A 12305-nucleotide genomic window follows, 5' to 3' on the forward strand; every position below is an offset into this window, starting at 1 on the left:
AAGTTTATGAGAGATTGTCACTTATTTTAAAAAGGTCATCGCCTTTAATATTACAATTGTTTCAACCTATCAGAAAATTGCATATCATCCCGCAATAATGCAACGCCAAGCTCAAATACTGCAGTTAACTTCACAATTTATTATACTATAAATATGAGCATTTAAAAATATTTTTAAATGTATTTTGATTGAATCATTTTATTAAACTTAGACAGCAAAATAATGAATAGCCTAATAATTGATAACTACGATTCTTTTACTTATAATATCTATCAATTATTAGCTCAAGTCAATAATCAACTTCCCACTATTATCACTAATAACCAATGGTCTTGGGAAGAAATAAGAGCAAAAAATTTTCAACAAATTATTATTTCTCCCGGTCCGGGAAATCCTGAAAGAATAGAAGATTTTGGAGTATGTAGGGAAATTTTAATTAATAGTAATATTCCCATTTTAGGCATATGTTTAGGTCATCAAGGTATTGGTTACTATAACCAAGCGCCCGTCACCCTAGCACCTCAACCTATGCACGGCAGAATGAGTAAAATATACCATCATAACCATGATTTATTTAAAGATATTCCCTCTGGCTTTTCTGTTGTGCGTTATCATTCTTTAATCATCGAAAAAGTTAGCCCACAATTAGAATGTATTGCCACCACAAAAGATAAGTTAATTATGGCAATTGCTCATAAAAATAAACCTTTTTGGGGAGTACAATTTCACCCCGAATCTATTTGTTCTCAGTATGGCTATCAGCTACTAAAAAACTTTCAAAATTTAACTAAAAATTTTTGGGAAAAACAACTATCAATTAATTTATCTGATTTCAAGAAAAAACAACCATCAATTAATCTCCCCCATTTCAAGGAGGAAATAAAAGGGGTTAAATCTCGCCAATTACATCAACTTTATACTAAAAAATTAGATATTTGGCAAGATACAGAAATAGTTTTTAAAGAAATCTATGGTAATTCAGAATATAGTTTTTGGCTTGATAGTAGTATGGTAGCCAAAGGCTTATCTCGTTTTTCTTTCATGGGAGATTCTCAAGGAGAAAATAGCTTCACTCTTGACTATAATGTCAATGATAATCAACTAAAAATTATCAAAAATAAAATAATTCAAAATATCAATGAAAATATTTTTACTTATTTAAAAGAGTATTTAACTAATAATTATGTTCATAATAATTCTGATTTGCCTTTTAATTTTAATACTGGTTTTGTTGGCTATTTCGGCTACGAATTAAAATCTCTTTGTGGTTATGACAATATTCATCAATCAAAATTACCCGATAGCTTTTTAATTAAAAGTGATCGTTTAATTGCCTTTGATCACCAAGAACAAAAAACTTATCTCCTTTACTATGGCAAAAAAAGTAAAGAAAATTTAGCCAATCAATGGTTTAATGAAATTATTTTAAAATTAGAGAATATATCTAAAAAAAATAATTATTTTAAGATTAAGAATAAATTAGTAAATGAAAATAAAACAGGATTTACTAGAAATAAAGAACATTATTTAAAAGACATAAAAATTTGCTTTGAAAAAATAAAACAAGGAGAAAGTTATGAAATATGTTTAACCAATCAAATTAATTTACCTCCTATGGAAAATACTTTTAAATATTATCAAATTTTAAGAAGACAAAATCCAGCGCCCTTCAGCGCCTACTTAAAGTTAGGAGATATGACCATAATTTCTTCATCTCCAGAGCGTTTTTTACAATTAGATCAAAACAAATGGCTTGAATCAAAACCGATTAAAGGTACCACAAAAAGAAGTCAAAATAAGCAAGAAGATCAACAATTAAAAAAGCAATTAACACTCAGCGAAAAAGAAAGAGCAGAAAACTTAATGATTGTGGATTTACTGCGCAATGATTTAGGTAAAATATGTGAAATTGGTACAGTTTCAGTGCCAAAATTAATGGCTATTGAAAGTTATGAAACATTACATCAAATGGTTTCTACTGTCAAGGGTAAATTAAACGATGATTTGGGTAGTATTGATGCTATTTTAGCCACTTTTCCCGGTGGATCTATGACGGGCGCCCCAAAAAAAAGAACCCTTGAAATTATCGACCAACTAGAAACCGAAGCACGAGGTATTTACTCTGGCAGTATCGGGTTTTTGGGTCTTAATGGTACGCTTGATCTTAATATTGTAATTCGTACGGCAGTGATTACTCCCGAAAAAACTACCATTGGGGTGGGGGGCGCTATTACTGCTTTATCAGATGATATAGCTGAGTGGGAGGAGATTAAGTTGAAGGGGAGGGCGCTACTTCAAGCCTATTTTACGGCTATACTAAATGATAGTTAATAACGTTTCAAATCAGAGAATATTGAGTTTTTTTAACCCAATAATCCATCATTAATTATGTGTTGTTTTCTAACCGTGCGGTGTAGGACTAAGATATTGTAATAAATAACTACTTAGCCAAAAAAGAAACGACAGATATAAACAGCGCTAAAAATACCCACCACATCAGCGATTAATCCAGCTAACAGCGCGTGCCGCACTTTTTTGACACCTACTGAACCAAAATACACCGCTAACACATAAAATGTAGTCTCCGTTGAGCCATACATGGTAGCTGCTATTTTCCCGATTAAAGAATCAGCGCCCTGGGTCTCGATAATATCACTCAGTAGCCCAAATGAGCCACCCCCCGAAAGAGGGCGCATGATAGCTAAAAGTATATTTTCAGGGGGAAAACCAATAAATCCCAACACAGGAGATAAAATAGTCAGCATGACATCCAATGCACCACTAGCACGAAACATCCCAATAGCCACTAAAATTGCTACAAGATAGGGAATAATCATAATGGCAATGTTAAAACCCTCCTTTGCACCATCAGTAAAAACTTCATAGACTTTAACTTTTTTAAAAACAAGGGCATAAAAAGGAATCCCCATTAAAAGCAAAGGAATAATATATTTAGCTGTGGTATTAAAAATGTCAGTTATTGATTCAACCATAGATAATGAATTATGAATTATGAATTATGAATTATGAATTATGAATTATTATCTCCTCTGCCTCCCCTGCTTCCCTTTCCTCTCCAAATTTTAACGGTTAAATAGCAAATTCAGTATAATATGGTTTAGAATAATAATTTGACCCTTTTTTGATGCTATCCTAGATAGTCGTGGTCAAGGTTTAAAGGATTAAAGCCTTGAAAGACTAAATCTAATACTAATAGCCCTCGCTTTTAGTGTGGATTTTGTTGGTATTTTTGTCAACCAATCAGAGAAAAAATCAATCCTAAATTAATCTCTATGTTTATTTTTCTGGACGCTTGTAATTTTAATTATAGGTTTTTAGGAAATATTTGTAATTATCACCTTAGTAAGTAATTTGAAAACTTTTGTAAATATGCCTATGGTCAGTCAAACAGAAACCGTTAAAAATGATGTTGGTTTTACCCATGAAGATTTTGCTGCCCTTCTGGATGAGTATGACTATCATTTTAGTCCGGGAGATGTGGTAGCCGGTACTGTTTTTAGTATGGAACAGAGAGGCGCTTTAATTGATATTGGCGCAAAAACTGCCGCTTATATTCCCGTGCAAGAATTATCTATCAATCGTGTAGATAATCCTGATGAGGTTTTACAACCGAATGAAACCAGAGAATTTTTCATTCTCACCGATGAAAATGAAGATGGACAGTTAACTTTATCTATTCGTCGCATTGAATATATGCGCGCTTGGGAGCGAGTTCGTCAATTACAACAAGAAGACGCTACGGTTTATTCTAATGTTTTTGCTACTAACCGAGGAGGCGCGCTGGTTAGAGTAGAAGGCTTGAGAGGTTTTATCCCCGGTTCTCACATTAGTGCCAAGGATGCTAAAGAAGATTTACTCGGTCAAGATTTACCGTTAAAATTTTTAGAAGTGGATGAAGAACGCAATCGCCTCGTTTTAAGTCACCGACGGGCGCTGGTTGAACGTAAGATGAATGGTTTAGAAGTGGCTCAAGTGGTGATTGGTTCTGTGCGTGGTATCAAGCCTTACGGTGCGTTTATTGACATCGGCGGTGTTAGCGGTTTGCTACACATTTCCGAAATTTCTCATGATCATATCGATACTCCCCACAGTGTCTTTAATGTTAATGATGAACTCAAAGTAATGATCATTGATTTAGATGCAGAAAGAGGACGTATTTCCCTTTCTACGAAGCAATTAGAACCCGAACCGGGAGATATGCTCAAAAATCGTGATTTAGTGTTTGAAAAGGCTGAAGAAATGGCGGAAAAATATCGTCAAAAACTTTTGGCTGGAGATGAAGCACCGGCGGAAAATGAAATGGAAATTCCTACGGCGACAGATGAGGTAACAGAAGAAGTTGTTAATCAAACGGAAGATGTTACTACCGAAGAATTAGTGGCTAGTAGTGATGAATAATTTTAGATAATTTAGTTTTCGGTTTTATTATTTTAACCCATCTAAATCTCCCCTTGAGAAGGGGAGACTTTTTTTGGCAATTTAGGTATTAGAAACTCTTCACTTAACATCTTCCTGCTTCCTTTTACGATAAGATAAACTTCACCACAAAGATCAGATCGCCATTTCATAAAATGACCTTAGAAATTATTACTCAAACTCCCCTCAGAGGAGAAGAAACAAATTTTATTTTTGTACTTTTACACGGCTGGGGCGCTAATCATCATGATTTAACTTCATTACCTCCTTTACTGGATTTACCCGGCTGTGAATATATCTTTCCTAATGCGCCCTTCCCCCATTATCAAGTGCCAAAAGGTAGGGCTTGGTACGCTTTAGAAAATAATAATCAAGGTATCGAAGAAAGTGTTTCGACTTTTTATCATTGGTTATTAACCCTTGAAGATAGAACAAATATACCATTAACTAGAACTATTGTGGGCGGTTTTTCTCAGGGGGGCGCTATGAGTTTGGATGTTGGTTTACAATTACCTGTAGCTGGGGTATGTAGTCTCAGTGGTTATCTTCATTTTGAGCCTAAAAGTGACCGCAATCCTTTTCCCCCTACTCTTATGTGTCATGGTACGAATGATCCTGTTGTTCCCATTGCTTCGGCTAGGGATGCCCAGCAAAAGTTAACGGCAGTGGGGGTTGAAGTGCAGTATCAGGAGTACAATATGGCTCATGAAATTATCCCTTCCGAAATTAATTTGCTTCGTGATTTTGTTTTAAATATCGTTGGAGGTCAAAGTTAAAGGCGCAAAGGTTAAAAAAGGGAAAAGTTGAAAGGGCAAGGGGCAAAGGTTTTGAGTACAATAAAATCTTAAAAAAGTGCCAAAAATAGCCTTTTTTCTCTAAAAATACTGTATTTTTGCCATCCCAATCAAAAATTATTAATTCTAAATTCGACATTCTAAATTCGACATTCTAAATTCGACATTCCCCTCACCAAAATACTCTTTCATCAAGTTCTACTAAAATTGTAACGATTGATACAGAAAGTAGAAAAACTTAGAAAAAAGTGATAAATTAAAAATAAGGACAAAGCCAGTTACGTTGCAAAGGTGAAATAGATAGCAAAGACTGGGAACTTTTTGATTTTAAGTAAGAAAAAGTCAAAAATAGTCTCTTAAATAGCAATTAAATTAATTTACGATTCCCTAAAGGTGAAAATTATGAAAATGTCTTATCGAGGAAATAGTTACCAACCTAGCGCTACATCATTGATGGAAGTAAGAGAAGGGGATATTATTGGTAAATATAGGGGGTGTGAAGTGCGCACTTTCCTTCCCCGTCACATACCCCAACTACAGCCGAAAATCTATCTACAATATCGAGGTATTGCTTATAGTAGTAATCCTAATGCACAACCTTATTTCGTTGCTCATAATTCTTCCACAGAGAATAAAAGTGAGTCTCTAGCTATAGTTACCAGTCACGAAACTCAAGAAAATTTAGCTCAAGTTCATTTGGCTAATTTACGCCGTAATTTAGAGCGTCGCATGGCAGTGGCACAGAGTCAGGAAAATTATTCTTTGTTAGGAATGTTGAAAAAAGAGTGTGAGGCTCTCAAAACTGCTTAATTTTGGGGAAAACTGAGGGAATATAACTCTCTGGTGATGGGTTGATCTACTAATAAACCTTCACCACCTAGGGTTTCTAGGGGTTTCCCTTCTACACTTAACCAAAGTAAGCTATCGGGATTATCACTGGTGGCAGTATAAACTATTTGACCTAAACGAGCAATCATGGAGGCACTACCGCCACCTTCAGTAAATTCTGCTGATAAGTCTAGGTAAATTCCTTCTTCTCTGATTTCTAATGATAGTAGTTCTGTATTATCAGGAATAGCGGTGCTAAATTGTGTATCAGGGTTGTTTAATAAACGGTGGAGGGCGCCCTTCACCAATTCCTCTTCATTGTCAGTAAAGGGCAATTTTTGAGGTAAGCTAACCATTGCCAAGTCATCATCAAGCAAGTAAATACCAACTTCCTTTGTTTCTTCCCCTTGAGGAATATCCGGTGTAACAATAGTTTTTTTGTCATCAGGATTTTGATTAACTTGCTTTTCTAGGGAATTGTAAGCAAACCAAGCCGTTACCGTGCCAAGGGCTAAAATAGCCGTAGCACCGATAATAATAGTTTTAGGAGTGGCAAAACGCTTTTGGTTTTGATCTGACATAATCTTTTTAGAAACCTCTGATGATTCAACTATTAATTTTAACGTTTTGGGATATTGATTAAGCTAACAACGGTTAAATTATTTTCCTTAACCTCAAATTGTAGCAATCGGGCGACAATACCGCTATTTTCCAATCTTTTCAAGTCCAACTGTTGATTAAAATTATCCACGAAACCTTGTAGCAGTGGTGGAGATAAAGGTTGCCCATTAAAAGTACCTTTTGGCTCAATTATCCTTAGTTTATGCCCTTGTTGCACTTCTAAGGCAAATTCTAAACTAATATTTAACACCTCTCCCGGCGCCCCTCGTGATTCAGCTTCCGTATTAATGATAATTTTACCATTTTGAAATTCAAAACGAGTTTGATCTAAATCAATATCAAAGGGGATATTAGTGGGGATTCTCTCAGCGATAATACTTTTAACATTGGGAGATTGTAAAAAACCGTTAAAATCAGCTTCAGTAACTACTGTGCGAATCCCTAAATTAATCGGACTTTGGACGATTTCTCGCCAATTTTCGGCATTTAAAGAGCGAATACGCTTAAAATCAAACTTTAATGAGTCACTTTCTAACTCAAACACTTCTAAACGTAGATTTTCTCTTAATACCCAGCCTCTGGTGGCTATTTTTACCCCGTCAATTTTTCCCTTAACGAAATTATGAGTTGGTACATTTTCGACTCTCACTTGGATTTCTTCCACAGCGTGGGAATTTTTGATGATGGCATTGGTGAAGGTTTTATCCACCACTAAACCAATGGGGGAAAGCAAGGAGTTGAATATTGTTAGTAAAGTGATTAAAAATTCCATAATTTGATTTTATAATTATTTCAATTAAGATTGAAACAAATTGAAAAAATTTGTAGGGCAATGCACCGCCCACCACTTGACACTTTGCGACCACTTTTATTACTTTTAAACAAAGTTTCTCATTGTTAATTTAAAACAACTGTATCTCTCGCAAAGGCGCGAAGGTGCAAAGGTAATTAATTTGTATCTAAGTTTACTGGTAAAGATGAGTAAGAGGCAATAGTTGTGTAATCAGGGTTTGATGATTGATCATTTTTTTTGTCTAATTCTTGTTTTTGCTTGACAAAATTACGAAAATCATCAACGGTTAATTTATCCATGTGTTGATCTCTTTCTTCTGTATAATTGCCATAACATACTTCTAATTGCTGTAAAAATTTTAATGTTCCTGCTACTCCTAAAGCATTAATCAGTGCAGAATAACCTTGTTTTTTTATATCAGTTAATTTCATTTTATTCTCCTTCTATTTGCAAGATATTCCTTAACCAAATCACAGGATTATCAACTTTTATTTTTAATATCTTTTGATAATTTTGAGCTTTATTTAAAAGTCGCTTATCCGTTGTTAAAAATATATCAACTTTTCCTGCTTCTGCAAAAGCTAAATGTAATGCATCATGATATTTAAAGTTTAATCGCATTAATTCTTGCACCCTGAAATCAATTTCTTCATTTGATGAAAGATAAATTTGGGTCTTCACTAGATAGTATGCTGCCGAGACTGTAAGCCTTACTCTCTCGTTCTCAAAATGCAATTTGCATACCAAGTAATGAAGAGCCATAAATTTTTGCTATTTTTAAAATATCATTAATTCTTTGTCGCTTGAATGAGTCAGAATGTTGACTCACTTCAAATTCAATTATGTCACTATTACTTAATTTCCATCTTTGATTTTCACAATTTTGAATAATCTCCGTTATTGCTTCTGCCTCAAGTCGTACCATAGTTTGTTGTAAGTCGTCTAAAGGGCGATTTAAACAACAAACATCAAGATAAATTAAATATTTTTTATTTAATTTAATACCTATAGCAATTAAAACATTTTTCCAGCGCCCGATGATCATTAACAGTGATCCTGTGTAACAATAATAGCGTTATTAGTAGATCGCCAAAATTTTGCATGGAAAGTTTAAAATTATACGAATATGCTTGGTTAATACCAACTTTACCCCTCCTCTCAGCGATGGTAGTTGGTATCGGTTTAATTTCTTTTAACCAAGCCACCAACAAGTTAAGACAAGTTAACTCTATCTTTATTATCTCAGTTTTAGGAATTTGTCTAGCGCACTCCGCCGCGCTATTTTGGAGTCAGTGGACGGGCGCTGAACCTTATACTATGATGATTGAATGGGCAAAAGCTGGAGATTTTTCCCTCAGTATGGGTTATACCATCGACCATCTTAGCTCATTAATGTTAGTTATCGTTACCACCGTTGCTCTATTGGTGATGATCTATACTGATGGCTATATGGCGCATGATGACGGTTACGTGCGCTTTTATGCTTACCTCAGTATCTTTAGCGCCTCCATGCTTGGCTTAGTAGTCAGCCCTAACTTAGTACAAGTGTATATCTTTTGGGAATTGGTGGGGATGTGTTCCTATTTACTGATCGGCTTTTGGTACGATCGCACCGCCGCCGCCAATGCCTGTCAAAAAGCCTTCGTTACGAATAGGGTAGGAGATTTTGGCTTATTGTTAGGGATGTTAGGATTATATTGGGCAACAGGGAGTTTTGACTTCGGTATCATGGGTGAAAAACTTCATGAATTGGTCATTTCTGGACAGTTAGCAGGGTGGTTAGCTGCTTTACTAGCGATTTTGGTCTTTCTAGGTCCTGTGGCTAAATCCGCTCAATTCCCCCTTCATGTGTGGCTACCAGATGCCATGGAAGGTCCTACTCCTATTTCTGCGTTAATTCATGCGGCTACCATGGTAGCGGCTGGAGTTTTTTTAGTAGCGAGAATGTATCCTGTATTTGAGCCTATTCCTGTGGCAATGGATTTAATTGCTTGGGTGGGATGTTTTACGGCGTTGTTGGGCGCTACCATTGCTTTAACCCAAAATGATATTAAAAAAGGTTTAGCTTACTCCACCATTTCTCAGTTAGGTTACATGGTGATGGCGATGGGAATTGGTGCTTATAGTGCCGGTTTATTCCATTTAATGACCCATGCTTATTTTAAGGCAATGTTGTTCCTTTGTTCTGGTTCTGTGATTCATGGTATGGAAGAAGTGGTAGGGCATGAACCAGTTTTGGCACAAGATATGCGTTTAATGGGTAGTCTGCGCAAATATATGCCCATTACTTCTAGTTGTTTTTTAATCGGCACTTTAGCTATTTGTGGGATTCCTCCTTTTGCTGGTTTTTGGTCAAAGGATGAAATTTTAGGTTTAGCTTTTGAAGCCAATCCTGTTTTATGGTTAATCGGTTGGTTAACGGCTGGTTTGACTGCTTTTTATATGTTTAGAATGTATTTTATGACTTTTGAAGGGGATTTTCGTGGCAAGGATCATGAAATTCAAGAGCAGTTATTACAAAGTGCTAATATTACCCCTAGTGGTGAATCTCATCATGGTGATAAACCCCACGAATCACCTTTAACTATGACTTTCCCTCTCATGATGTTGGCGATTCCTTCTATGTTTATCGGTTTGTTAGGTTTACCTTGGCAAAATCGTTTTGAGGAATTTATCGCTTCCCCTAATGAGGAAGTGATGGAAGTAGCGCATCATTTTGATTTAACGGAATTTCTCGTTATGGGTGGTAATTCTGTTGGTATTGCGTTAATTGGTATTACCCTTGCTTCTTTGATGTATCGCACTAAACAAATTAATCCTCAAGCCATCGCTGAAAAATTCCCTACTCTTTATCAATTTTCCCTCAATAAGTGGTATTTTGACGAATTTTATGACCGTGTTTTCGTGAAAGGTAGTCGCCGTTTGGCGCGCGCCATCATGGAAGTAGATTATAAAGTGGTGGATGGCGCTGTTAATTTGACGGGTTTATTTACTATCGTCAGTGGCGAAGGTTTGAAGTATCTGGAAAATGGGAGGGCGCAGTTTTACGCCTTAATCGTTTTTGGTGCTGTGTTAGGGTTTGTGGTAGCTTTTAGCGTTATTGGCTAATTACTCTCATTATTAGCGTTTGTTTTCAGTATATCGGGCTTCTAGCCCGAATCTAATAGAATTATTAATTTGTAGGGTGGGTAATGCCCACCATTTAATATTTACATAACCGAGCGCCCTCCACCATAACCCAGCGCCCTAATAACTAATATCAAGTCCGCTTGATCGCTTACAAATCAATTAAAAACAATCTTAGTTCAATTTATTGAACGAGATACCATTGGTTCCGTGTAATTCATTACACAGTGGGTAAATTACGAAGATATAATCTATTTGTAACTAATTATCCGAACTTGATATAAATGACATTAATAATTGTTTAGGTGTCAAAATAGTGATGGTGGTATTTAGTGGATAATCCGTCGGATTACGAGTAACGATAGCATCTAAATTATTTGAGAGTGCAGTATGATACTGTACATCATCCTCAAAATCTTTGTAATGTTTTAACAAGGCTTGTTTGATAATTCCTTCATCTACGGCACTAATTTGGCAAATAGTTAGTAATTGTTGTAGAAAAATTAGTGTCCATTCCTTTCCTCTGGGTTTTTTCAGAATGTAAAATATATCTGTAAAAGTTGTAGCACTAACATAAGCCTCTAATTTTTTTTGTTCTATCAAGCTAAAAACAACATCCGCATCATCATAAAATGGCTGACGTATTAAAGCATAATCAATAATAATATTAGTATCTATTTGAATTTTCACAGGTTATATTTTTCTTTGAAGTAGTCTGCTTTAGCTTTATCAATGTCAAAACTTTCCGCAACAGGTTTAACTTGTTGTAATAGGCTTTGAAAAGTTTTAGTACGATATTTGATATTGCTTTGTGTCTCTTGTGCTATGGTTTGACTTAGTTTGATTTGTTCTAATGTGGGTAATTTTCTGACAAGACTTAATATATCCTCAAAAGTAAGCTCAGATTCCGTTATTTTCGATTTCATACTATTTAATTATTTGATGACTAATTATATTTTATATCAAGTTCGGATAATCACTTATAAAACAAAGTCTGTATTTTGAGTCTTCAGCAGATATTTAATTGTAACTGTTTAAGCGAACCTGATATTACTTCTATCTTCACCATAACCAGCGCCCTCCATCCCATCACAAAAACCTCTTACTTTTTACTTTTTACTTCTTACTTGGCGTTGAATTTTTATGGGATGATTTATAATGAAGGAAAAAGTTTTATGACAGGAGCTGGGTTACTTTAGCTAACCCAACCTACACATTCAAGGCTAAATTGATTGAATGGTTTCAATAGCCTCATTTACATGAGCTTTAAAATCTAACATGGAATCAAAAATATGTCTAACAATACCTTCTTTATCAATAACATAAGTAACTCTGCCGGGTAAGATAAATAAAGTTGCTGGTACACCAAATAATGTCCTCACTTTATCCCCCTCATCACTGAGTAGAATAAAGGGTAAATTATATTTTTGGGCGAACTTTTGATGAGACTCCACAGAATCGCCACTAATGCCGATAACTTCAGCCCCAGCGCCCTTAAACACTTCATAACTATCACGAAAAGCACAAGATTCCGCCGTGCAACCGGGAGTATCATCTTTAGGATAAAAATACACTACCACACTTTTTTGACCCTTAAAATCGCTCAAACTAACTTTTTCTCCTTGGGTGGATGTCAATGTAAAGTTGGGGGCGCTGTCGCCTACTTTTAAACTTGCCATAATTAATTAAACTTATTTATTTTTAAC

12 protein-coding genes and 2 pseudogenes are annotated in these 12305 nt (G+C 35.3%); 6 read left to right on the forward strand and 8 right to left on the reverse strand.

Annotated elements, in window-relative coordinates; genetic code table 11:
* Nucleotides 1–222 precede the first annotated feature (222 nt).
* On the forward strand, nucleotides 223–2331 hold the full coding sequence (gene pabB / locus IGQ45_04505; protein ID MBF2056489.1) for an aminodeoxychorismate synthase: 2109 nt from the start codon (nucleotides 223–225) through the stop codon (nucleotides 2329–2331).
* Nucleotides 2332–2444: 113 nt separating this feature from the next.
* On the opposite strand, the gene IGQ45_04510 is transcribed toward pabB, so the two are convergent.
* Nucleotides 2445–2993, reverse strand: coding sequence for a spore maturation protein (locus tag IGQ45_04510; protein ID MBF2056490.1), 549 nt, complete (start codon nucleotides 2991–2993; stop codon nucleotides 2445–2447).
* Between the two features lie 403 nt (nucleotides 2994–3396).
* On the opposite strand from IGQ45_04510, the gene IGQ45_04515 reads away from it, so the two are divergent.
* The 3 genes from IGQ45_04515 (at nucleotide 3397) to IGQ45_04525 (ending at nucleotide 6041) form a co-directional block, all read left to right on the forward strand.
* Nucleotides 3397–4419 (forward strand): 30S ribosomal protein S1, encoded by a 1023-nt coding sequence (locus tag IGQ45_04515; GenBank protein MBF2056491.1) that lies wholly within the window; start codon nucleotides 3397–3399, stop codon nucleotides 4417–4419.
* A gap of 173 nt (nucleotides 4420–4592) precedes the next feature.
* Nucleotides 4593–5213: an alpha/beta hydrolase gene (locus IGQ45_04520; GenBank protein MBF2056492.1), complete on the forward strand. Its 621-nt coding sequence runs from the start codon at nucleotides 4593–4595 to the stop codon at nucleotides 5211–5213.
* 420 nt (nucleotides 5214–5633) lie between these two features.
* Nucleotides 5634–6041, forward strand: a complete 408-nt coding sequence (locus IGQ45_04525) for a DUF4278 domain-containing protein (GenBank protein MBF2056493.1) — start codon at nucleotides 5634–5636, stop codon at nucleotides 6039–6041.
* Here the strand turns inward: IGQ45_04525 and IGQ45_04530 are convergent.
* The 4 genes and pseudogenes from IGQ45_04530 to IGQ45_04545 all read right to left on the reverse strand — a co-directional run bounded on the left by IGQ45_04530 (nucleotide 6038) and on the right by IGQ45_04545 (nucleotide 8518).
* A complete protein-coding gene (locus tag IGQ45_04530; protein ID MBF2056494.1) occupies nucleotides 6038–6640 on the reverse strand; it encodes a GerMN domain-containing protein in 603 nt (200 codons plus the stop codon). The two genes, IGQ45_04525 and IGQ45_04530, sit on opposite strands and share 4 nt — an antisense overlap.
* 38 nt (nucleotides 6641–6678) lie before the next feature.
* Entirely contained in the window at nucleotides 6679–7452 is a 774-nt protein-coding gene (locus tag IGQ45_04535) for a DUF2993 domain-containing protein (protein MBF2056495.1), read from the reverse strand.
* A 269-nt stretch (nucleotides 7453–7721) separates the two neighbouring features.
* Nucleotides 7722–7904, reverse strand: a pseudogene (locus IGQ45_04540) (hypothetical protein).
* 1 nt (nucleotide 7905) lies between these two features.
* Nucleotides 7906–8518, reverse strand: a pseudogene (locus IGQ45_04545) (PIN domain-containing protein).
* A 56-nt stretch (nucleotides 8519–8574) separates the two neighbouring features.
* Here IGQ45_04545 and IGQ45_04550 point away from each other — a divergent pair.
* Complete coding sequence (locus IGQ45_04550) at nucleotides 8575–10581, forward strand: NAD(P)H-quinone oxidoreductase subunit 5 (GenBank protein MBF2056496.1); 2007 nt, start codon at nucleotides 8575–8577, stop codon at nucleotides 10579–10581.
* Between the two features lie 279 nt (nucleotides 10582–10860).
* Here IGQ45_04550 and IGQ45_04555 read toward each other — a convergent pair whose 3' ends face one another.
* Nucleotides 10861–11289 (reverse strand): PIN domain-containing protein, encoded by a 429-nt coding sequence (locus tag IGQ45_04555; GenBank protein MBF2056497.1) that lies wholly within the window; start codon nucleotides 11287–11289, stop codon nucleotides 10861–10863.
* Entirely contained in the window at nucleotides 11286–11525 is a 240-nt protein-coding gene (locus IGQ45_04560; protein ID MBF2056498.1) for a hypothetical protein, read from the reverse strand. The genes IGQ45_04555 and IGQ45_04560 overlap by 4 nt, the downstream gene beginning before the upstream one ends.
* Nucleotides 11526–11600: 75 nt before the next feature.
* Here IGQ45_04560 and IGQ45_04565 point away from each other — a divergent pair, with 75 nt between their 5' ends.
* A complete protein-coding gene (locus IGQ45_04565) occupies nucleotides 11601–11798 on the forward strand; it encodes a hypothetical protein (protein MBF2056499.1) in 198 nt (65 codons plus the stop codon).
* 24 nt (nucleotides 11799–11822) lie between these two features.
* Here the strand turns inward: IGQ45_04565 and IGQ45_04570 are convergent, their stop codons facing one another.
* The gene (locus IGQ45_04570) at nucleotides 11823–12278 is read right to left on the reverse strand and encodes a peroxiredoxin (protein MBF2056500.1); all 456 of its coding nucleotides are present in this window, start codon (nucleotides 12276–12278) and stop codon (nucleotides 11823–11825) included.
* Nucleotides 12279–12305: the final 27 nt, after the last annotated feature.

It is taken from the genome of Cyanobacterium sp. T60_A2020_053, assembly GCA_015272165.1.
In the GTDB taxonomy this organism is placed as follows: domain Bacteria; phylum Cyanobacteriota; class Cyanobacteriia; order Cyanobacteriales; family Cyanobacteriaceae; genus Cyanobacterium.

Excerpts from the sequence above, each read along its gene's own strand:
- IGQ45_04570 (MBF2056500.1), bottom strand. The coding sequence starts at position 12,278 with ATGGCAAGTTTAAAAGTAGGCGACAGCGCCCCCAACTTTACATTGACA.
- IGQ45_04515 (MBF2056491.1), top strand. The coding sequence starts at position 3,397 with ATGGTCAGTCAAACAGAAACCGTTAAAAATGATGTTGGTTTTACCCAT.
- IGQ45_04560 (MBF2056498.1), bottom strand. The coding sequence starts at position 11,525 with ATGAAATCGAAAATAACGGAATCTGAGCTTACTTTTGAGGATATATTA.
- IGQ45_04510 (MBF2056490.1), bottom strand. The coding sequence starts at position 2,993 with ATGGTTGAATCAATAACTGACATTTTTAATACCACAGCTAAATATATT.
- pabB (MBF2056489.1), top strand. The coding sequence starts at position 223 with ATGAATAGCCTAATAATTGATAACTACGATTCTTTTACTTATAATATC.
- IGQ45_04530 (MBF2056494.1), bottom strand. The coding sequence starts at position 6,640 with ATGTCAGATCAAAACCAAAAGCGTTTTGCCACTCCTAAAACTATTATT.
- IGQ45_04535 (MBF2056495.1), bottom strand. The coding sequence starts at position 7,452 with ATGGAATTTTTAATCACTTTACTAACAATATTCAACTCCTTGCTTTCC.
- IGQ45_04520 (MBF2056492.1), top strand. The coding sequence starts at position 4,593 with ATGACCTTAGAAATTATTACTCAAACTCCCCTCAGAGGAGAAGAAACA.
- IGQ45_04550 (MBF2056496.1), top strand. The coding sequence starts at position 8,575 with ATGGAAAGTTTAAAATTATACGAATATGCTTGGTTAATACCAACTTTA.
- IGQ45_04525 (MBF2056493.1), top strand. The coding sequence starts at position 5,634 with ATGAAAATGTCTTATCGAGGAAATAGTTACCAACCTAGCGCTACATCA.